Raw genomic sequence first — 21,706 nt, forward strand, 5'->3', positions numbered from 1 at the left:
CAACCGATGTGACGGACCATCGGTCCGATAGGTGCCGGCCCCACCGCAGTGACGGGCTCCGCTTACGCTCCACCCGAACCCCTCCCGGCATCCCAGTCCGTGGTGTACCAGAAGTCCGGCAGGGACGCCTTCAGGTAGCTGCCGTAGCGCGCGGTGGCCAGCCGCTGATCGAGTACGGCGACCACACCGCGGTCTCCGGACGCACGCACCAGGCGTCCGGCTCCCTGGGCCATCAGCAGGGCGGCGTGGGTGGCGGCGACCGCCATGAAGCCGTTGCCTCCGTTGTCCTCCACCGCCTTCTGGCGGGCGCTCATGATCGGGTCGTCGGGGCGCGGGAACGGGATCTTGTCCATGACGACCAACTGGCAGCTGGTGCCGGGGACGTCGACGCCCTGCCAGAGCGACAGCGTGCCGAAGAGACAGGTCTTCGGGTCCGCGGCGAAGCCCTTGATCAGCTCGCCCAGGGTCTCCTCGCCCTGAAGGAGGATCGGGAACTCCGGGATGCGGGTGCGCAGTTCCTCCGCGGCCAGCTGGGCGGCCCGCATGGAGGAGAACAGCCCCAGGGTGCGGCCGCCAGCCGCCTGGATGAGTTCCGTCAGCTCGTCGAGCATGTCCGCACGGTCGCCGTCCCGCGCGGGACGCGAGAGATGCTTGGCGACATAGAGAATGCCCTGCTTGCGGTAGTCGTACGGTGATCCCACGTCGAGGCCCTTCCACTGGGGAAGGTCGTCGCCCTCGGTGCCCTCCGGGGCGAGGCCCAGGGACGCCCCGACGCCGTTGAAGTCGCCGCCCAGCTTGAGGGTGGCGGAGGTGAGCACCACGGAGCGGTCCGTGAACAGCTTCTCCCGCAGCAGGCCCGACACCGACATGGGGGCCACGCGCAGGGAGGCGCCGAACCGGTCGTGGCGTTCGTACCAGACGACGTCCCACTCCGAGCCGTTGGTGATCCGCTCCGCCACGTCGTGGACCGACTCGACGGAAGCCAGCGCCTGCTTGCGGACGGCGTCCTCGTCCTGGACCGACTTGTCGCGGGTCGCGCCGATCGCGGAGATGACCGTACGCGCGGCGTCGCGCAGCGCCATGAGCGCGTAGCCGAGGTCCTCGGGGATCTCCTCCAGGCGGCCGGGCAGGGCCAGCTCCATCAGCCGCTCGAAGCCCTCGGCGGCGGTCTGGAGCTGGTCGGCGGCCTTCTCGTTGACCAGCTTCGCGGCGCGGCGCACCGCGCGGTTGACCTGGCCGGGGGTGAGCTCGCCGGTGGCGACGCCCGTGACCCGGGAGACCAGTTCGTGCGCCTCGTCGACGATCAGCACCTCGTGCTGCGGGAGGACCGGGGCGCCTTCGATGGCGTCGATCGCGAGCAGCGCGTGGTTGGTGACGACGACTTCCGCGAGCTTGGCGCGCTCGCGGGCCATCTCGGCGAAGCACTCGGCGCCGTACGCGCACTTCGAGGCGCCCAGGCACTCGCGGGAGGAGACGGAGATCTGTGCCCACGCCCGGTCGGAGACGCCCGGCGTGAGGTCGTCGCGGTCGCCGCTCTCCGTGTCCTGCGACCAGTCCCGCAGCCTGAGCAGGTCCTGACCCAGTTTGCTGGTGGGCGCGGCCGCCTCGAACTGGTCGAAGAGGCCCTCCTCCTCGTCCTGCGGAACGCCTTCATGCAGGCGGTGCAGGCACAGGTAGTTCGACCGGCCTTTGAGCATCGCGAACTCGGGGCGGCGGCGCAGCAGGGGGTGCAGCGCGTCGACCGTACGCGGCAGATCGCGCTCCACGAGCTGTCTCTGCAAGGCCAGGGTGGCTGTCGCCACGACGACACGCTCCCCGTGCGCGAGCGCGGGCACGAGATAGCCCAGCGACTTTCCGGTGCCGGTACCGGCCTGGACCAGCAGATGGGAACCGTCGTCGATCGCTTCCGCGACGGATTCGGCCATGGTCACCTGGCCGGGGCGCTCCGTGCCGCCGACGGCAGTGACGGCAGCATGCAGGAGTTCGGGGAGTGAGGGCTTCGTCATAGCGCGACCACCCTACGGCCCGGCACTGACAAAGGGGTGATCAAGGCAGGGGCCATGGGTGGGATCAAGACCGGGAGCTCGTCGGACGAGGGGTGGACGGGTGTCGGATCGGTTCGTGTCCGGCCGGACTTGGTCCGCTCAGGGGCGGGATCGGCTTATCGGAGACCGGAATTGACCGGGTGGGTCGCGAACTCTCGCGGTCCGGCCGATGGTTGGCGGGCTCTCCGGAAAATTCTGGAATCGGGTGGGAACCTGATCGGCTCGGGCGGTGTACCAAAAGTGACGAAGCGAGGACGCAGAGCTACAGCACATCGCGCAGGGAACGATCCCGGACCATGAGGGCCGCCCACTTGGCGGGCAGGTCGATCTCGGCGGAGAACCGGAAACCTGCGCTCAGAAAGGCGGCGACGGAAGGAATGTTGATGAGGTCGGGTTCCGCGACAACACGAGTACAGGCGGGTCGCCGGTCGAGGACGAGATCGGCGACGGTTCTCAGAAGAGTCGTGCCGAGACCGCGCCCGCGATCGGTGGCGGCGCCGATGAGGAGGTGGATACCGGTGTCGTGTGGCCTGGCCGGATAGTGGCGGGCCAGCGGATCGAGGTCCGCCCGGTAGATCTCCCAGTAGCTCATCGGCCTGCCGTCGAGCGTGCCGAGGCAGGGGACGCTGCGTCCGTCGCCTCCGAGTTGGGACCGCAGATGGCTCTCGGTTCGGTTCCGGGGCCCGGCCAGCTCCCAGAACTCCGCGACGGCGGGGGTATTCATCCAGCGGGAGATCAGTGGGAGGTCTTGCTCTACGTGTACGGGGACGAGTTGGACGACGCCGACGGAGGTGGGGACCGGTCCCCAGTGGGCGACGCCGTCCAGTAGGTCGTCGCTGGGGTGGGTGTCTGGGTCTCCCGCGCCGGCGGTCCGCTCGCTGCGGCGGGGAGCGAGGAGTTCCTGGGGCAGGCGCAGCTCCAGGGTGTCCTCGCAGTTGCCTTGTCCCCGGGTGGCAGACGCGGTGTGGCTGTCATTCGGATTGGGGCCGGTGCCGATGCGGGGGTCGGAGTCGGGGTCAGGCACCGCACAGGTGCGGGTTCGGGCGCGGGAGAGGGGTACGGAATCGGCGGTGGCGCGAGCGTCGGCGGGAGGCACAGGGCGCTCCTCTCAGGAGTGGGAGACGGGCATGTTCCTCAGGAATGAAGGGGGTTGGCGATGGTGACGTAGACGGACTGGGTGTCGACCGGGCCGACGAGTTCGTCGAGGTCGTGCACACGGGTCAGGAGGTTGGCCTTGCAGCGCAGGACGGGTGAGTCGAGCAGATGGCCGGGGAGTGTGGTGCGCAGTCGGGAAGGACCGGAGGCCACGCCGTCGAGGAACCGGCGGAAGGCGGCGAGCAGGAGACGTTCGTCAGCCAGGTGCTGGGAGCCGAACGCGCCGATGAGGCCGAGGACGTTGTTGATCGCCAGGTAGTAGGCGAACCGCTCGTCGGTGACCTCGTCGGACACGAAGGTGTCGCTGTGGTCGCCGATTCCGGGGAGCCGGGCCTGGAGCTGCGGCCGTCGGGACTCACGGAAGTAGTAGCCCTGGTTGTCGCGGTAACGGCCGCCGGCGGGCCAACCGTCGTCGTCCAGCAGGACAAGGGTGTTCTGCTGGTGTGCCTCCAGTGCGATCCCCGCTTCGGCGTCGAGCCACAGCACCGGGCGGACAACTTGCTCGAGGTAGCGCAGGAACCACTCCGCGGCGACGGCTCCTCTGGGGCGGCCGGTGCGGGCGGCGAGGCGGGTGACGAGTACGGCCAGCCGGGACCGCCAGACCGTCCGGTCCGGATCCGGGTCCGGACCTGCTGCAGCGCCCGGCCCTCCTGCGACGGTGCTGGTCGGGGTCCACGGGCAGGGTGAGACGAGTCCGGCGATGCAGGACACGTCGTGTGTCGGGCTGAACGGGTTGTGCCGGATCACTACGTCGAGCCCTGGGACGGGAGTGCCGTCGGGTGCGTCGACGGCGAGCCACGCCGGGTCGCGGACGATGTCGAAGGCCGGGTGGGCCGCCTGCCACTGCTCGGCCAGGCCGCTGCGCAGGAGTCGGTGCACCTCGACACCGCGATGGAGTTCCTTGCGGAGGTTCTCACGACGGGAGTTGGTGATGCGCAGGCCGAGCGAGAGCTTGAGCATGGCGGGGGCGTTGGAGCGGTGGACGGTTCGTACGGAGGAGGTGGGGTGCCAGGGGTCGCCGTGGGGGCCGAGGTCCTGGAGCAGGCCGGTGTCGAACAGCGCGGCGACCTCGGGGCGGTGGCGGAGCTCACGGAGCTGCCAGGGGTGCAGGGGCAGGGCCGTGTGGCCGTCGGGGAGTGGCAGGTCGGGGCCGGCCAGCCGTCGGGCGAGGCGGGGTGCGGCGACCGGGCGGCCGCCTTCGGTCCAGGCCGAGTCGGTGGCGAGCAGGGAGGGGGCGACAGCGAGCCAGTGCAGGGGGAAGGAGCCGCGCAACTCCGGTGAGTACGTGGGCGCTTCTGCTTCGGAGAGGCCTTCGCGGCTTTTCGGGGCGGGGTGCAGGGGGTGTCCGAGGACGAGTGCTTGCTCGGCGGAGAGGAAGAGATCGGTGCCGTTGGTGGGGTGCATACGGCGGTCGCGGATGAAGGTGGCGGTGCGGCGGGCTGAGTCGGCGACGCGTGCGACGAGTTGGGCTGCGGAGGGGGCTTCTGTTGTCTGGGGCTTTCTGGGGTCTGTGGCCTCACTTGGCTCCCTGGACTCCGTGGGCTCCCTCGGAACGGACTCCCTCGACTCCTTCGACTCCCTCGCGAGCAGGGACGCGAGGGTGACCGAGTCGACAGGTGGGGACTGGTCGGGGGCTCCGGTGAGATAGGGGCGACCGAAGCGGTGCCAGCCTGTCGGGGACCAGTAGTGCACCGGGGCGAGGAGGGACGTGCCGCTGGCGGGGAGGGGGATATGCAGGGTGCCGTCGTCGGGGGCCGGGAGGTCGGCTTCGCGGGCCCAGCAGCGCAGCAGGTTCTCTACGGCGGCTGCGTCGGCCGCGGTGTTCGGGTCGGGGTGGTCCAGGGGGTCGGTGGGGGTGCCGCGCAGGAGCTCCCGTTGTGGTGGGCCACCTTGGGTGGGGGCGTGGTTCTGCCTGTGGGGGTGTGGGGAGGAGGGTGAGGCGTCGGAGGGGCCGTGTGCGTGGGTGGGGGTGTGACTGTTGGGGGTGGGGGTGGCGTTCAAGGCGCTGTTCCTCGGGGCGGGGTGGTTCTGGGGTGGGGAAGGGGACGGGTCAGGGTTGCCGGTGGGGGTGTGGCGGGCTCGGGTCGTGGTGACGGCTGGTTGGGGGAGGTGGGTGCTTCAGAGGAAAAAGGCTGGCGGCTGGATCACGGTGGTCGGCTGGACAGACAGGTCTTCCGCCTGCGGCTTGGGCTTTGGCGTCGGCCCCCGCTGGCGGATTCCAGACAGGGGGTTCGGCGGCGGGTGGCGTGTGGGCTGGGAGCGGGAGCAGCCGCTGGTCCGGTAGCGGGTCGGGCTGCTGGCCAAGCTGGTGGTGGGGCGGCTTCGCTTCTCTCGGGGCATGCCAACTGGGCTCTCGCACCGCTCTGAATCCAGTGCCGCACCGGCCCTCCCACTCCGGGTCCACCTTGGCCCGGCACCAACAGAAGCCATAGTTCCGAGAGCAGGTGCGGCACCTGCATGAAGTCCAGCTCCGGCTCCGAGCGCTACCTCCAGCCACGGCCTCGGCTCCACCTCCAGCTCTGGCCCTAGCCCCAGCTCTGCCCCTGGCCCCGGCCCCAGCCCCAGCCCCAGCCCCAGCCCCAGCCCCAGCCCCAGCAAGCTTCCGATCAGACCGATCCCGTGCCCTCTCCGCCATCCGCCCCACCCCCACCAAGTCCGCAGCCCCGCCCCTCCGTTACCCCGCCCGATCACCCATCGCCCCGGCCGCCACGCCGCCCATCACCCCCCGAAACCCTCCCCCGCACTCGCCCAACGCCCCCTGCCCTGTACTCACCAGCCACCGTCGCCACCGCATCGGTCAGTCGGTCAAGGACCGCGTTGGTCTGTTCGTCGGTGATGGTCAGTGGGGGAAGAAGGCGGACGACGTTCGTGTGGTGGCCGCCGAGGTCGACGATGAGGCCGCGGCGGAGGCACTCCCGTTGGATGGCGGCGGCGAGTTCGGGGGCGGCTGGGCGAGGGCGGGAGGTGGTGGCTGCTGTGCCGGAATCGGCGGTGTGGTTGGTCGAGGGGGCCGGGGTGCGTTCGGCGATGCCGTGGGCGGACGTCCGTCGGCCGGGCCAGTCCGCTCCGGCGGCGTCCAGAAGCCTCGCCTTGGCTGGGGCTTCGCCGTCGGGGTGGTTGGGGTCCGGCAAGGGGGTCCGGACGGCGCCCTCTGAGACGGGGGCGTGGTTCGGCGCCGGCGGGTTCTCCGACAAGTCGAAGAGTGCGGGTTCAGCATCGCATCCACCCCGCTCTCCGAAGCCCGGACCGATGTGTTCGATGTCTCCTGCCGGGTCCACCATCTCCAGGCCGATCATCAGGCCTCTCCCCCGCACATCGCCGATGACGGGGAACTCCCGGGCGAGTTGGCGGAGGTGGGTGAGCATGCGGGTGCCGAGGGTGGCTGCGCGTTCGGTGAGGGCGTTCTCGCGGACGTAGGCCATCGTGGCGGTGCCGGCGGCCATGGCGAGTTGGTTGCCGCGGAAAGGGCCTGCGGGGGTGTCCGGTTCTCCGGTGTCGAGGTCGTCGCGGTGGACGAGGACGGCGAGGGGCAGGCTGCCGCCGATGGCCTGGGAGAGGATCATGGCGTCGGGTGTGATGCCGCTGTGGTCCACCGCCCAGAAGGCACCAGTGCGGCCGACGCCCGTGTGGCTCTCGTCGACGATCAGGGGGATCGAGCGGTCGGCGGTGATCTGTCGCATGCGCCGTAGCCAAGAGTCCGGTGCGGGGAGGAATCCGCCCTCGTTCTGGACGGGTTCGAGGATCATCCCGGCGGGCTGGGGCGCCTCGGGCCGGGGGTCGTCGAGGAGGGACTCGGTCCAGCGGGCGGCGAGTTCGGCGCCGTACGGACCGCCGATGCCGAAGGGGCGGCGGTAGTCCTGCGGATAGGGCAGGCGGGTTGCCCGTGCGGAGGAGGAGGGTGCCTCCGATGCGGCGCGGGAGTAGGTTCCGTGGGCGTCGGTGAAGGCGAGGATGTCGGGGCGCCCGGTGGCGGTGCGGACGAGTCGGGAGGCGGCCTGCACCGCGTCGGTGGCGGTCGGTCCGCAGAACTGGACGCGGGCGCGGTCGGCGAGGCCGGGCGGCAGGGTGCGGAGCAGTTCGATGACGAAGGCTTCCTGGACGGGGGTGGGCAGGTCGGGGACGTCCAGGGGCGCTCCCGAGTCGAGGACCTCGCGGATCGCTTCCAGGACCACGGGGTGGTTGTGCCCGAGCGCCAGGGTGCCGGCGCCCGAGAGGCAGTCCAGGTAACGGCGGCCGTCGGCGCCCTCGATGGTCAGGCCGCGGGCGCGGACGGGCACGATCGGCAGAGCGCGGGCGTAGGTGCGCGCCGCCGACTCGCGCGCCGGTTGGCGCCGCGGGACGCTCCCCCGCGTGGCGCGCGGAACGGACGCCCCCTCAACGACACCACCCGGCACCGACGCCTCCCGCACGGCAGCGGAAGGAACCAGCGGCTCCTCAACGCCAACACCCCGAACCGACGACTCCCCCACAGCACCACCTGGAAGAGGCGGCTCCTCAACACCAGCACCCCGAACCGACGACTCCCCCACAACACCACCTGGAAGAGGCGGCTCCTGAACGCCGACACCCCTCACCGACAACCCCTGCGCGGCAGCGGACCGCACCGGTGGCTCCTCAGAAGCACCGTGCGGAACAGACGGCTCCGGCCCGGCAGTGCGTTCCGTGATGGTCTCCCCCGGCGCAGTCTCGGTCACGGCCACTGTTCTCCCGTTCTCGCGCTGTGCGGGGCGAGCGACGTTCCGGTGATCTCGCCCGCTCCGACATACGAAAGCCCGAGGATCTTTGCTCGACGTCCCGGCACATCGCGCCGCCGGTGTCTCGAAATCTCCGGGGACTGGGGCATGGGAGACCGGACCGTCCACGGACAGCGAGCCCCCCACCGCTACCAACCCCGGACCGCCGAACGGGTTACGGGTGGCGCCAAGATCCTTGAAAGGCGCGGTCCTTGGGGGCAGCGCCAAGCGGCCGCATGGCCTCGGTGACGGAACTGTTGCGGTTCCGTCGGCTCGCCCCCACAGCGGGTGCATAGTGTGTGATGCCGTCCCAACATGCCGCGAGAGCGGGCGAATCCGTGAAGATCAGCGGGAAACGGCTAGGGGTGGCGTCCAGTTCGTCCACTCCGGGGGGAGTCAGATCATGGGATCCGTACGGTTGTCGTCGACCGTCCGTGGGGGCAGGGGCGCGCGTCTGTCGGCCGCGGTAGCGCTCGCCGCGGCGCTTGCACTGACCGCCACCGCCTGCGGCTCGGGCGGTACCGACGCGAATGCGCAGGCCTCCGCGTCCTCGACGGGTGACGACAAGATCACGATCCCGGACGACATCAGGGACCGGCTGAAAGAGCACGGGATCGACGTCGACCAGTGGAAGAACGGCGCGTGGAAGAACTGGGACAGGGACGACTGGCTGCGCGAGGCCCAGGACTACATCAACCCGATCATCGAGGGCCTGTGGGACCCGGACCGGATGCGGGAGGCCGAGGATCCGGACCGGGGTGTCCGGGACAGCGACCTCTCCGGTGACCAGGGAGTGACCGACCCGGAGCCGGCGCCGGTGCGGGCGCGGCCCGTGTCGCCCACGTATCACGCCAACGCCCCCGAGGCGGGCAAGGTGTTCTTCGACTCCCCCGAGGGCACGATGGTCTGCTCGGCGACGGTCGTGGCGGATCCCGCCGCCCCGGGGCGCTCCAACCTGGTGTGGACGGCGGGGCATTGTGTGCACGCGGGGGCGAACGGCGGGTGGTACCGCAACATCGCGTTCGTGCCGTCGTACAACGACCGGGGCCTGTCCGCAGCCCAGTTGGAGAACGCGAGCCGTGCGGAGTCCGCTCCCTACGGGGTCTGGTGGGCGGACTGGGCGCAGACCTCGGAGCAGTGGATCGAGCAGGGCGGGCCGACCGGCGGGGCGGGGGCGCCGTACGACTTCGCGGTCATCCATGTGACGCCGGAGGAGGGCGGCGGCGGCAAGTCGCTGGAGGAGACGGTCGGTTCGGCGCTGCCGGTGAACTTCGCCGCGCCCGCGGTGCCGCGGGTGGCGAGCATCACGGCGACGGGTTATCCGGCGGCGGAGCCGTTCGACGGGCAGACGATGTACCGGTGCGCGGACCGGCCGGGGCGGTTGTCGCTCAGTGCGGCGGACCCGACGATGTACCGCATCGGCTGCACCATGACCGGCGGTTCGTCGGGGGGCGGCTGGGTCGCGACGGGGGCGGACGGCAAGCCGGCGCTGGTGTCCAACACGTCGATCGGTCCGGTGACGGCAGGCTGGCTGGCGGGGCCGCGGCTGGGCGAGGTGGCCGAGGGTGTGTACGACTCGGTGAGCGAGAAGTTCGCGGGGCAGTGACGGCGTACGACGACCGATGACCACGGACTATGAAGCCCATGCCGCTCGACGACCCACGCCGGCCCGGCAAAACCGGCTCCCCTGTGAGCCACGCCGACCCCGCAAAACCCGGCTCCCCTGCGATCCACGCCGGCACACCAAAAGCCCGGCGGTCCACGCCGACACACACGAGCCCGACTCCCCCGGCCACCCACGCAGACACACCTGAGCCCCACTCCCCCAGCCGTCCACACCGGCACGCCTGAGCCCGGCCCGGCTCCCGCGAAGACCCACCCAGCACACCGAAGCCCCGCCGCTCAGCGCCACACACCGGCACGCCGAAGCCCCGCTCCTCACAGGAGGAACGGGGCTTCACACGGAGCAGAGCCTGTCAGGCCACCGGTGCCGGCACGTACGGTGCCAGATCCGCCGCCAGTTCCTCGTGGACCCGCACCTTGAGGAGCGTGCCCTCCGCGGTGTGCTCCTCGGAGAGCACCTCGCCCTCGGTGTGGGCGCGGGCGACGAGACGGCCCTCGGTGTACGGCACGAGCGCCTCGATCTCGACCGAGGGACGCGGCAGCTCGTTGTCGATGAGCGCGAGCAGTTCCGCGATGCCCTGGCCGGTACGGGCCGAGACCGCGATGGCGCGCTTCTCGATCCGCATCAGCCGCTGGAGCGTCAGCGGGTCGGCCGCGTCCGCCTTGTTGATCACGACGATCTCCGGTACGTCGGTGGCGCCGACGTCCCTGATCACCTCGCGTACGGCGAGCAGCTGCTCCTCCGGGTTCGGGTGCGCGCCGTCCACCACGTGCAGGATCAGGTCGGAGTCGCCGACCTCCTCCATCGTGGAGCGGAACGCCTCGACCAGGTGGTGCGGCAGGTGCCGTACAAAACCGACCGTGTCGGCCAGGGTGTACTGGCGGCCGCCAGGGGTCTCGGCCCGGCGGACGGTGGGGTCCAGGGTCGCGAACAGGGCGTTCTCGACCAGGACGCCCGCGCCCGTGAGGCGGTTGAGCAGGGAGGACTTTCCGGCGTTGGTGTAGCCCGCGATGGCGACCGAGGGCACCTTGTTGCGCCGGCGCACCTGGCGCTGGATCTCGCGGCCGGTCTTCATCTCCGCGATCTCCCGGCGCATCTTCGCCATCTTCTCGCGGATCCGTCGCCGGTCCGTCTCGATCTTGGTCTCACCGGGGCCACGGGTGGCGAGGCCGCCGCCCTTGCCGCCGCCCATCTGACGGGACAGCGACTGACCCCAGCCGCGCAGCCTCGGCAGCATGTACTGCATCTGCGCGAGCGCGACCTGCGCCTTGCCCTCTCGGGACTTGGCGTGCTGGGCGAAGATGTCGAGGATCAGGGCCGTACGGTCGATGACCTTGACCTTGACGACGTCTTCGAGGGCGATGAGCTGGCCGGGGCTGAGCTCGCCGTCACAGATGACGGTGTCGGCGCCGGACTCCACGACGATGTCGCGCAACTCCAGGGCCTTGCCGGAACCGATGAAGGTGGCCGCGTCGGGCTTGTCGCGGCGCTGGATCACGCCGTCGAGCACGAGCGCGCCCGCGGTCTCCGCGAGGGCGGCCAGCTCCGCGAGGGAGTTGTCCGCGTCCTGCACGGTCCCCGTGGTCCAGACGCCGACGAGGACGACCCGCTCCAGGCGGAGCTGGCGGTACTCGACCTCGGTGACGTCCTCGAGCTCGGTGGAGAGGCCCACGACGCGGCGCAGGGCCGCGCGCTCGGAGCGGTCGAACTGGTCGCCGTCCCGCTCTCCGTCGATCTCGTGGCTCCAGGCGACGTCCTCTTCCATCAGGGCATCGGCCCGAAGACCTTCGGCGTAGGTGTGCGCGGTGCGCTGCGTGTCCTGGGAAGAAGATGAAGAGGAGGTCATTGGATCCTTACGTCGTTGGGGATGCTGTCCGGTCAACGTACGAGTACCCCGGGAGATTCCCGAGCCCCGTGCCGCGCCGACCTGAAGAGGATCGCACGGGACGGGGCGTCTCGTCATCGCCTTATTGCGCGGGCGCGACGGCCTTCCAGTCGGGGTGACCGGGCATCGGCGGGGTCTTCTCGGCGTAGAGCCAGTCGTGCAGGAAGCCGTCGAGGTCGCGTCCGGAGATCCGGGAGGCGAGGCGCACGAAGTCGGCCGTCGTGGCCGTGCCGTCGTGGTGGTCGCGCACCCAGGCGCGCTCCAGGTTGTCGAAGGCGTCGGTGCCGATCTCCTGGCGCAGGGCGTACAGGACGAGGGCCGCGCCGTCGTAGACGTTCGGGCGGAAGATCCCGATCTTCTGGCCGGGCTGGGGCGGCTTGGGGGCCGCGGGCGGTCCGCCGCCCGCGCGCCAGCGGTCGGAGGCGCCGTACGCCGCCTTCATGCGCGCCTGGAGGGTGCGGCCGGACTTCTCCTCGGCGTACAGGGCCTCGTACCAGGTGGCGTGCCCCTCATTGAGCCACAGGTCGGACCAGGTGGCGGGGGTGACGCTGTCGCCGAACCATTGGTGGGCGAGTTCGTGGACCATGATCGAGTCGACGTACCACTCGGGGTAGGCGGGCTCGGTGAACAGGTCCTTCTCGAAGAGGGAGAGGGTTTGGGTTTCCAACTCGAACCCGGTGTCGGCGGACGCCATGAGCACGCCGTACGTCTCGAAGGGGTACGGGCCGACCTTGCCCTCCATCCAGGCGATCTGGCCGGGGGTCTTCTTCAGCCACGGTTCGAGGACCGCGCGGTCCTTCGTCGGTACGACGTCCCGGACGGGCAGGCCGTGCGGTCCCGTGCGGCGCAGCACGGTGGAGCGGCCGATGGAGACCTGGGCGAGCTCGGTGGCCATCGGGTGCTGGGTGCGGTACGTCCAGGTGGTGGCCCGCGCGGAGCGGTCCACGTCCGTGGGCAGACCATTGGCGACTGCGGTGTAGCCGTTGGGGGCGGTCACCCTGATGGTGAACATCGCCTTGTCGGAGGGGTGGTCGTTGCACGGGAAGACCAGGTGGGCGGCGTCGGCCTGGTTCGCCATGGCGAGCCCGTCCGCGGTGCGCACCCAGCCGCCGTCCCGGTCCTCGGCGGAGACCGGGTCACTGGTGTGCCGGACGGTGATCCGCATCCAGCTCCCGGCGGGCAGCGGGTCCTCGGGTGTTACGACGAGGTCCTCGCCCGCGCTGCTGAACGAGGCGGGCGTCCCGTCGACCGTCACGGACTCGACGTCGCCGTGCGCGAAGTCGAGGTTCACGCGCTCCAGCTCGGTCGTCGTCCACGCGTCAATGGTGGTGACGGCCGCGAGCGGCTTGCTGTTGCTGCCGGGATAGGTGAAGGCCAGGTCGTACGACGCCACGTCGTACCCGGGATTGCCGAGGTACGGGAAGAGCCGGTCCCCGACGCCGAGCGGCGCGGCCGGAGCGCTCGCGGCGAGCAGGCAGACGGAGACGGCGGAGGCGAGCAGTGCGGCGGCCTTACGACGTCGAGAGCTTCCGGTACGGCGACGGAGGGCGCCGAGGCCGGGGCGGCAAGGGCGGGTGACGTCAGCGGGACGGTGACCGTGGGTGGGAGCGGCAGGGGCGCCGGGGAGGAGGCCGTCGGCGCGAGGGGTGAGCGGCATGGACCACCGCTACCAGCGCGCGCGTGCCCTGCGGCGACGGCGCGCGACCGGCCCACCCGAACGGGTAAGGCGGGTGCTCCTGCCGTGCCGGGCCGGGGCAGGGCGGGAGGGCGGCACGCGTGCGTGGAGTACCGGCAGCAGGCCGCCTCGGACCTGGCCTCAACCGGCACCAGGGGTCACGCCCCCGGCGTCTGTGCCCTGCTCACGTCGTACACCCCGGGGACGTTCCGCATGGCGCGCATCAGAGCGGGGAGGTGGGTCGCGTCCGGGAGTTGGAGGGTGTAGGTGTGGCGTACTCGCTGCTGGCTGGGGGGTTCCACGGTCGCCGAGACGATCTCCGCGCCCTCCAGGGCGATGGCCTCCGTGAGGTCCGCGAGGAGGTGCGGGCGGCCGAACGATTCCGCGAACAGCGTGACCCGGCACTCGGACGTGTCACCCCAGTGCACCCCGACCTCGGTCCGCCCCAGCCCCTTCATCCGGGCCACGGCGGCGCATCCGGTGCGGTGCACGGTGACCACTCCCCCGCGTACGGCGAAACCGGTGACCTCGTCGGGCGGCACGGGCGTACAGCAGCCGGCCAGCCGCACGGTCGCCCCCGGCTGGTCGACAAGGGCGTTGGCAGCGCCCGGGTAGTCCGATGAGGACGGCGACGAAACGGTCGAGAGGGCGGAGGCCGCCGAGTCGGACGCGGCGGCGGAGAGGGAGTCGGAGGCAGCCGCCGACTGCGCGTCCGAAGCCGGTGAGCGGCCGTACGCGTCGGTGTCGGCGTCGGCCGTGCCACGCCCCACAGCACCTTCGCCGACACGCCCCGCAGCATCGCCGTCGGCACCAGACCCGCTACGGCCCACCGCACCAGCCCCGCTGCGCCCCCCAGCCCCCGGCTCCCCGTCGAGAACGGTCCACGCCCCATCGGCGTCCACCCGACCCCCACGGCCGCCCGGCCGGGACCCGCCCCGGTCGGGCCGGAAGGCGCCCGTGTCGGGCCGTGGTGCCCCCGTGCGGGGCCGGAGGGCGTCCGTGACGGCCTGGGAGGCCTCCGCGACGATCCCGGGGTTCTCAGCCCCGCTCGCGGCGTCGGCCCGCGCGTCCTCCGGTGACGGCGACGGATGCGTCGTGAGCCAGCGCTGGATGGCGATCCGGGCCGCCGGGGTGTGGGCGTGCTCCAGCCACTCCCGGGAGGGCTCGGAGGCCGGGTCCTGGCCCATGAGGAGCTGGACGGTGTCGCCGTCCTTGAGGACCGTGCTCAGCGTCGCCAGACGGCCGTTCACGCGCGCGCCGAGGCAGGCGTGCGCGTCCTCGCCGTACTGCGCGTACGCCGCGTCCACACAGGTCGCCCCCTCGGGCAGGCCGAGCGTGCCGCCGTCGGGCCGGAAGACGGTGATCTCACGGTCCTGGGCGAGGTCCTCGCGCAGCGTGGACCAGAAGGTGTCGGTGTCGGGCGCGGCCTTCTGCCAGTCGAGGAGGCGGGAGAGCCAGCCGGGACGGGTGGGGTCGACCCGCTCGCCGTCGAGCGCGCTCTGCTCCTCCAAAGGACCGACGTACGGGTTGCCGAGCGCGACGACCCCGGCCTCGGCGACCTTGTGCATCTGGTGCGTGCGGATGAGGACTTCGACGACCTGGCCGTCGCCGCGGGCCACGGCGGTGTGCAGCGACTGGTAGAGGTTGAACTTCGGTACGGCGATGAAGTCCTTGAACTCCGAGACGACCGGCGTCAGACAGGTGTGCAGTTCGCCGAGGACGCCGTAGCAGTCCGCGTCCTCGCCGACCAGGACCAGCAGCCGGCCGAAGTCCGCGCCGCGCAGCCGGCCGCGCTTGCGGGCCACCCGGTGCACGGAGACGAAGTGCCGTGGCCGGATGACGACTTCGGCCTGGATGTCGGCCTCGCGCAGCACCCCGCGCACCTCGTCGGCGACCTCGGCGAGCGGGTCGTCCGCGCGGGAGGCGTTGTCGACGATCAGCTCCCGCGTGTGCTCGTACTCCTCGGGGTGCAGGATCGCGAAGACCAGGTCCTCCAGCTCGGTCTTGAGGGCCTGGACGCCGAGGCGTTCGGCGAGCGGGATGAGGAAGTCCCGGGTGATCTTGGCGATGCGTTCCTGTTTCTCGGGGCGCATCACGCCGAGGGTTCGCATGTTGTGCAGCCGGTCGGCGAGTTTGATCGACATCACGCGGACGTCGTTGCCGGTGGCGACGAGCATTTTGCGGAAGGTCTCGGGCTCGGCGGCGGCGCCGTAGTCGACCTTCTCCAGCTTGGTGACGCCGTCGACGAGGAAGCGGACCTCGGCGCCGAACTCCTCGCCTACCTGATCGAGCGTCACCTCGGTGTCCTCGACGGTGTCGTGGAGCAGAGAGGCCGTCAAGGTCGTGGTCTCGGCGCCGAGTTCGGCGAGGATGAGGGTCACGGCGAGCGGGTGGGTGATGTACGGCTCACCGCTCTTGCGCATCTGGCCGCGGTGCGAGGACTCGGCCAGGACCCAGGCTCGGCGCAGGGGTTCGAGGTCGGCGTCGGGGTGATGGGCGCGGTGGGCCTCGGCGACATGGCCGATCGCGTCGGGCAGCCGGTCGCGGGAGGCGGGGCCGAGCAGGGCGGCACGCCCCAGGCGGCGCAGGTCGATACGCGCACGCCAGCGCGCGGCGGGAGCGGCTGTCGCACCTGCGGTCGCGGGATTCGTGGCCTCCGCACTCATGGGCACCTCCGGCTGTGGACCGGCGGACGGGGTGCCCCATGGCGGACACGGCTCAGGGGATGGCATTCCCCCGTCCGGGCCGGTGCTTGATGCTACCGAGCCCATCACGCCCGGCTGACCGCCTCTCGGCGAGCGTGAAACGGATCACCCATTCGAGCGACGATTCGAAGGTTTACGTTTTCACGCCACCTGAACTGCGGGGTGCCGTGGTTTCGAACCGGGTGACGCTCCGGAGGCTGCGGTTCCACGCCTCCGAAAGCGTCTCGCTCATCATTCAATCGGTCAACGTACGGCGTTTTCAAGCCAGTCGGCGTCGATCTCGCCCTCGGCGACGATCACCGCGGGGCCGGTCATCTCGATCTCGCCGTCGGGCTGCTCGGTGATCACGAGGGTGCCGCCGGGCACGTCGACGGTGTACGTGACGGGGGCGCCGGTGACCGCCGGGTCGGTGCCGTCCCTGCGGGCGGTGGCCACGGCGACGGCGCACGCGCCCGTGCCGCACGAGCGGGTCTCGCCGGAGCCGCGCTCGTGCACGCGCAGGGCGACATGGCGGGGGCCGCGGTCGACGACGAACTCGACGTTGACGCCGTCCGGGTAGGCGGCGGCCGGGCTGAAGGGCGGCGGATCGTAGAGGGAGCCCGCGTGCGCGAGGTCGTCCACGAAGGCGACGGCGTGCGGGTTGCCCATGTTCACGTTCCGGGCGGGCCAGGTGCGGTCGCCGACGCTCACGGTGACGTCGCCCTCGGGGAGCCGGGCCTTGCCCATGCCGACGGTGACGTCGCCGGCCTTGTCGATGTGCACGGTCTTCACACCGCCGCGGGTCGCCACGGCGAGGTCGCCCTCGGTGGTGTGACCTGCGTGGACGAGGTAGCGGGCGAAGACCCTGACGCCGTTGCCGCACATCTCGGCGACCGAGCCGTCGCCGTTGCGGTAGTCCATGAACCACTCGGCCTCGTCGGCCAGGTGCTTCGCCTCGGGGTGTGACGCGGATCGCACGACGTGCAGGAGGCCGTCACCGCCGATGCCGGCCCGGCGGTCGCAGAGGGCCGCGACGGTCTCTCGGGGGAGGTCGAGGGTGTTCTCGGGGTCCGGGATGATCACGAAGTCGTTCTCGGTGCCGTGACCCTTGAGAAAGGGGATCCGCGTGCTCATGTATCGATCGTACGTGCAGGCCGGTGGGGGCTGGTCGCGCAGTTCCCCGCGCCCCTAAAAGACAGAAGACTTCTAGCGCAGCCTTGCCACACGCCACACGGCGAGAACGATCACCACTGCCACCAGCAGCACATATGCCAGTACGACCCGCCAGTCCGCGCGCCGGTCCGAACCCCTCTGCGGCAGACCCGGCCACGTGTAACCAACCCTGCGCGTCGCCATCATTCCCCAGCCCGCGGCACAGGAGCAGATCAGCAGGCCCAGCATCGCGATCACCGCTCCGCTGTCGCCGAAGTCGAAGGCCAGCGGGAAGGCGAACATCAGGGAGCCGACCGCGGCCAGGGAGACGATGGGGGCGAGCTGCCAGATGCGCAGGCGGCGCTGTGGGCGCAGTTCGACCTCGACCTCTTCCCCGCCCGCGAACATCTCCTCGGGGTCGGGGCCGTCGTCGGTCACACCGCCCGGCACCTCGTCCGGCCCGTCCGGGCTCAGACGGTCGCCGTCCTGCTCCGGTTCACCGCTGTCGGCGGTGAGGGGCTCAGTGCCTTGTGCGGTGTCGCGAGGGCCGGCCTCCATCGCCACGCGCCCTCCCAACTCGGACTCCACTTGGTCGATCGAAGCTCGATGATGGCACGGCGCCGGAGGCGGGGATGACGGCCGGAGCGTCCCGATGCCAGGACGTGATCAGGCTGTAACCGGTCGTTCGACCAACGCCAGTGCGAGCTGCGGAAGTTCCGTGAGATCCGCCGCGGCCCCACTCAACCAGTGCACCCGCGGATCGCGCCTGAACCACGAATCCTGACGGCGCGCGAAGCGTTTCGTGGACCGGACCGTCTCATTCCGCGCCTCCTCCAACGTGCACTCCCCGGCCAGGGCCGCGAGCACCTGCTGGTATCCGAGCGCACGCGAGGCGGTGACCCCGTCGCGCAGCCCCCGCGCCTCCAGTTCCCGCACCTCGTCGACGAGACCCGCCTCCCACATTCGGTCGACCCGGCGGGCGATGCGTTCGTCGAGTTCGGGGCGCGCCACGTCGACACCGATCTGGACGGTGTCGTAGACGGAGTCGTGGCCGGGGAGGTTGGCGGTGAAGGGCTTGCCGGTGATCTCGATCACCTCCAGGGCCCGGACGATACGACGGCCGTTGCTCGGCAGGATCGCCTGCGCGGCCCCGGGGTCGGCGGCGGCGAGACGGGCGTGCAGCGCGCCGGAGCCGCGCAGCTGGAGCTCCTCCTCCAGCCGGGCCCGGACCTCGGGGTCGGTGCCGGGGAACTCCAGGTTGTCGACGGCCCCGCGGACGTACAGCCCGGAGCCGCCGACCAGGACCGGCCAGCGGCCCTCGGCGAGCAGGGCGTCGATCCGGGCACGGGCGAGGCGCTGGTACTCGGCGACGGAGGCCGTGACCGTCACGTCCCAGATGTCGAGGAGGTGGTGCGGGACGCCGCCGCGCTCCTCGGCCGTCAGTTTCGCGGTGCCGATGTCCATCCCCCGGTAGAGCTGCATGGAGTCGGCGTTGACGACCTCGCCGCCCAGGCGCTGGGCGAGGAAGACGCCCAGATCGGACTTTCCGGCCGCGGTGGGACCGACGACGGCGATGACGCGGGGGGCGGGGGGTGCGCTGCTCACCGCCCCAGTCTCGCAAACGCCGGGGGTCGCACGGACGGACGTCCCGGATCACGCGGGAATCCCCTCACACGAGTAGCGTATGGAGTTGATATGGGCGTTTTCGCCACAGAAGCCCCGGCCGCCGAGGGCGCCCGCACGTAACAGCCCCCGCGTGGGAAGGTGGACGATGGGTCTCCTGGACAATTTGAAGGCCAAGCTCAACCCGGCCAAGGACAAGGTCTCCGGCCTCGCCCAGCAGCACGGGGACAAGATCCAGCACGGTCTGGACAAGGCAGCCAAGGTCGTCGACGAGAAGACCAAGGGCAAGTACAGCGACCGGATCCAGACGGGCACGGGCAAGGCCAAGGACGCCATGGACCGCCTCGCGCACAAGGACGGCACCGAGGGACACGGAGGCGCCGGCGGCGGCACCACACCGCCCGCCGCACCCCCGCCGATGTCCTGACCGACCGCACGGCACACCCACGGACGGCCGCGGAGCACGACGCTCCCGGCCGTCCACCGCGTTCCGGGCCGTTCACACAGTGCGCTACGGCGGTCAGGACCAGGTCGCGACCACGTACCCCACGCCGTACGGCGCGTCCTCGTACAGCAGCGTGCCCTCCAGGCGCGCGCCCTCCCCCGCACCCGCGAGGATCTGCCAGGGGGCCCGGCCCGAGGCCTTCAGTGCGTACGCCAGGTCCGCGTCCAGCCCTTTGAGGGCCGCCACGTCCGCCGCGCCCAGCGCACGCCCGACCGCCTCGTCGAAAGGAGCCGCGCGCTCGTCCAGGTAGCCGGGGGCCTTGAGTGTGCGGCAGGCGCTGGCGTCGCCCATCGCCAGCATCGCCACCCGCTCGGCCCGGGCGGCGAGATCCCTTCCGCTCTGGATACACCGCTCGGCCTCCAGCGGTTCCCCCACGCCGAGTCCCTCGATCGGGGCGTCGGACCAGCCGGTGCGTTCCAGCAGCCACGCGGCGACCGCCAGCGAGGGGGGCAACGGGCGCTCCGGCGCCGTATCGCCACCGTCCGGTCCGTGCCGTACTCCGAGCTGTACGTCGAGATCCACGCCGAAGCCGCGGAAGGAGCCCGGCGCGCCCCCGGGGTGCGGACCGCGCCCGGCCCGCTCGGCCGGCCCGACGACGACCAGCAGGTCGGGGCGGGCGGCGGCGAGCACGCCCAGCGCGTCCGTGCAGGCGGCACGCGCGGCGTCCAGCTCGGGCGCGGCACCCGCGGCGACGGCGGGCACGAGGAGGGGCGGGCAGGGGCAGACGGCGGCGGCGACCAGCATGATCGGGAGCCTACCGTCAGGGGTGGTTCGGGTCAGGAGCCCTTCGGTTCGGAGTCCGTGCTCCACACCAGCTCGGCCAGCCGGTACGTGGCGACGAACGTGCACACCATGCCCTTGATCCTGGTGTAGTAGGCGTCTCCGTCGCCGATCCGGAAGACCTCACGCCGCTGCTGGCGCAGCCCCTTGCGGGGAGGGTGGGTGCAGGCGATCTCGTAGAGACGGGCTCGGGCCCCGTCGCCGGTGTCCTCGAAGCGTGTCACCTCCTCGCAGGAGAAGTCGTCCACGCCCTCGTTGCCGTACTGGACGATCACCACCCAGTGCGCCATACCCGCCCCCTCGTCGACCCGCTCAGTGCGCCGCGCACCCCCCGGTGGCCGCCGGCAGCGGCTCCGGGACCCCGATCTTCGGCAGGCCCAGCATCACACCCGCCGGCTTCGCCGCCTCCGTCGCGTTCCGCTTCTCCCACGCGTCGCCCGCGCGCGTGCGGCGCACGTCGAGGACGGGGCCCTCGGCGAGGAGGTGGTGCGGGGCCGCGTACGTGATCTCGACCGTGACCACGTCACCCGGCCGTACGTCCTGCTCCGGCTTGGTGAAGTGGACCAGGCGGTTGTCGGGGGCGCGGCCGGAGAGGCGGTGGGTGGAGCCGTCCTTGCGGCCCTCGCCCTCGGCGACCATCAGATCGACCTTGCGGCCGACCTGCTTCTTGTTCTCGTCCCAGGAGATCTCCTCCTGAAGGGCGACGAGACGCTCGTAGCGCGCCTGGACGACCTCCTTGGGGATCTGCCCCTCCATGGTGGCCGCCGGGGTACCGGGGCGCTTGGAGTACTGGAAGGTGAAGGCGTTGGTGAAGCGGGCCTCGCGGACGACGTGCAGGGTCTGCTCGAAGTCCTCCTCGGTCTCGCCGGGGAAGCCCACGATGATGTCGGTCGAGATCGCGGCGTCCGGCATCGCGGCCCGCACCTTCTCGATGATCCCGAGGTAACGGTCCTGCCGGTACGAGCGGCGCATCGCCTTCAGGACGGTGTCCGAGCCGGACTGGAGGGGCATGTGCAGCTGTGGCATGACGTTCGGCGTCTCGGCCATCGCCGCGATCACGTCGTCCGTGAAGTCACGCGGGTGCGGGGAGGTGAAGCGGACCCGCTCCAGGCCCTCGATCGCGCCACACGCGCGCAGCAGCTTGCTGAACGCCTCGCGGTCGCCGATGTCGGAGCCGTACGCGTTGACGTTCTGTCCGAGCAGGGTGATCTCGGAGACGCCCTCGGCGACCAGGGCCTCGATCTCGGCGAGGATGTCGCCGGTACGGCGGTCCTTCTCCTTGCCGCGCAGGGCCGGGACGATGCAGAAGGTGCAGGTGTTGTTGCAGCCGACGGAGATCGACACCCAGGCCGCGTAGGCGCTCTCGCGGCGGGTCGGCAGGGTGGACGGGAACGCCTCAAGCGACTCGGCGATCTCGACCTGCGCCTCCTCCTGCACGCGCGCGCGTTCCAGCAGGACCGGCAGCTTGCCGATGTTGTGCGTGCCGAAGACGACGTCCACCCAGGGCGCCCGCTGGACGATGGTGTCGCGGTCCTTCTGGGCGAGGCAGCCGCCGACCGCGATCTGCATGCCGGGCCGCTTGGTCTTCATCGGGGCGAGGTGTCCGAGGTTGCCGTACAGCTTGTTGTCGGCGTTCTCCCGGACCGCGCAGGTGTTGAAGACGACGACGTCGGCGTCGCCGTTGGCCCCCTCCGGGGCCTTCTCGTAGCCGGCCTCTTCGAGCAGCCCGGACAAGCGCTCGGAATCGTGGACGTTCATCTGACATCCATAGGTACGGATTTCGTATGTTTTGGATGTCTGAACGTCCACGGCCGCGCTCCGGTCACTGCTGATGGTCATGGGTCA

At 71.2% G+C, this 21,706-nt stretch carries 15 protein-coding genes; 2 read left to right on the forward strand and 13 right to left on the reverse strand.

Annotation, left to right across the window (positions count from 1 at the left end; translation table 11 throughout):
• Positions 1-62: 62 nt before the first annotated feature.
• From ABZ896_RS24820 to ABZ896_RS24835, 4 genes are all read right to left on the reverse strand, one after another.
• Positions 63-2,006 (reverse strand): ATP-dependent DNA helicase, encoded by a 1,944-nt coding sequence (locus tag ABZ896_RS24820; RefSeq protein ID WP_360933049.1) that lies wholly within the window; start codon positions 2,004-2,006, stop codon positions 63-65.
• Between the two features lie 301 nt (positions 2,007-2,307).
• On the reverse strand, positions 2,308-3,141 hold the full coding sequence (locus tag ABZ896_RS24825) for a GNAT family N-acetyltransferase (protein ID WP_360933052.1): 834 nt from the start codon (positions 3,139-3,141) through the stop codon (positions 2,308-2,310).
• Positions 3,142-3,179: 38 nt separating this feature from the next.
• Positions 3,180-5,201, reverse strand: coding sequence for an IucA/IucC family protein (locus ABZ896_RS24830; protein WP_360933055.1), 2,022 nt, complete (start codon positions 5,199-5,201; stop codon positions 3,180-3,182).
• A gap of 686 nt (positions 5,202-5,887) precedes the next feature.
• Complete coding sequence (locus ABZ896_RS24835) at positions 5,888-7,594, reverse strand: aminotransferase class III-fold pyridoxal phosphate-dependent enzyme (RefSeq protein WP_360933058.1); 1,707 nt, start codon at positions 7,592-7,594, stop codon at positions 5,888-5,890.
• Positions 7,595-8,336: 742 nt separating this feature from the next.
• On the opposite strand from ABZ896_RS24835, the gene ABZ896_RS24840 reads away from it, so the two are divergent.
• The gene (locus tag ABZ896_RS24840; protein ID WP_360933061.1) at positions 8,337-9,539 is read left to right on the forward strand and encodes a hypothetical protein; all 1,203 of its coding nucleotides are present in this window, start codon (positions 8,337-8,339) and stop codon (positions 9,537-9,539) included.
• A gap of 370 nt (positions 9,540-9,909) precedes the next feature.
• On the opposite strand, the gene hflX is transcribed toward ABZ896_RS24840, so the two are convergent.
• From hflX to miaA, 6 genes are all read right to left on the reverse strand, one after another.
• Positions 9,910-11,403: a GTPase HflX gene (gene hflX / locus ABZ896_RS24845; RefSeq protein ID WP_360933064.1), complete on the reverse strand. Its 1,494-nt coding sequence runs from the start codon at positions 11,401-11,403 to the stop codon at positions 9,910-9,912.
• Between the two features lie 121 nt (positions 11,404-11,524).
• Complete coding sequence (locus ABZ896_RS24850; RefSeq protein ID WP_360933066.1) at positions 11,525-13,099, reverse strand: M1 family metallopeptidase; 1,575 nt, start codon at positions 13,097-13,099, stop codon at positions 11,525-11,527.
• Between the two features lie 176 nt (positions 13,100-13,275).
• Positions 13,276-15,783: an HD domain-containing protein gene (locus ABZ896_RS24855; RefSeq protein ID WP_360933069.1), complete on the reverse strand. Its 2,508-nt coding sequence runs from the start codon at positions 15,781-15,783 to the stop codon at positions 13,276-13,278.
• A 282-nt stretch (positions 15,784-16,065) separates the two neighbouring features.
• Complete coding sequence (dapF, locus tag ABZ896_RS24860) at positions 16,066-16,935, reverse strand: diaminopimelate epimerase (protein ID WP_360933072.1); 870 nt, start codon at positions 16,933-16,935, stop codon at positions 16,066-16,068.
• A gap of 72 nt (positions 16,936-17,007) precedes the next feature.
• The gene (locus ABZ896_RS24865; RefSeq protein WP_360933160.1) at positions 17,008-17,511 is read right to left on the reverse strand and encodes a hypothetical protein; all 504 of its coding nucleotides are present in this window, start codon (positions 17,509-17,511) and stop codon (positions 17,008-17,010) included.
• Between the two features lie 108 nt (positions 17,512-17,619).
• Positions 17,620-18,558 (reverse strand): tRNA (adenosine(37)-N6)-dimethylallyltransferase MiaA, encoded by a 939-nt coding sequence (gene miaA, locus ABZ896_RS24870; protein ID WP_360933076.1) that lies wholly within the window; start codon positions 18,556-18,558, stop codon positions 17,620-17,622.
• 166 nt (positions 18,559-18,724) lie between these two features.
• Here miaA and ABZ896_RS24875 point away from each other — a divergent pair, with 166 nt between their 5' ends.
• Entirely contained in the window at positions 18,725-19,003 is a 279-nt protein-coding gene (locus ABZ896_RS24875) for an antitoxin (RefSeq protein ID WP_360933079.1), read from the forward strand.
• Positions 19,004-19,096: 93 nt separating this feature from the next.
• Here the strand turns inward: ABZ896_RS24875 and ABZ896_RS24880 are convergent, their stop codons facing one another.
• From ABZ896_RS24880 to miaB, 3 genes are read right to left on the reverse strand one after another with little or no spacing between them, the layout of a single operon-like run.
• A complete protein-coding gene (locus tag ABZ896_RS24880) occupies positions 19,097-19,825 on the reverse strand; it encodes a class III extradiol dioxygenase subunit B-like domain-containing protein (RefSeq protein ID WP_360933082.1) in 729 nt (242 codons plus the stop codon).
• 32 nt (positions 19,826-19,857) lie between these two features.
• Positions 19,858-20,151 carry a hypothetical protein gene (locus ABZ896_RS24885; protein WP_360933085.1) on the reverse strand — a complete coding sequence of 98 codons (294 nt, stop codon included), beginning with the start codon at positions 20,149-20,151 and terminating at the stop codon, positions 19,858-19,860.
• 22 nt (positions 20,152-20,173) lie between these two features.
• Positions 20,174-21,700, reverse strand: coding sequence for a tRNA (N6-isopentenyl adenosine(37)-C2)-methylthiotransferase MiaB (gene miaB, locus ABZ896_RS24890; RefSeq protein ID WP_360933088.1), 1,527 nt, complete (start codon positions 21,698-21,700; stop codon positions 20,174-20,176).
• Positions 21,701-21,706 lie beyond the last annotated feature (6 nt).

It is taken from the genome of Streptomyces sp. NPDC047072 (genome assembly GCF_040643855.1).
In the GTDB taxonomy this organism is placed as follows: domain Bacteria; phylum Actinomycetota; class Actinomycetes; order Streptomycetales; family Streptomycetaceae; genus Streptomyces.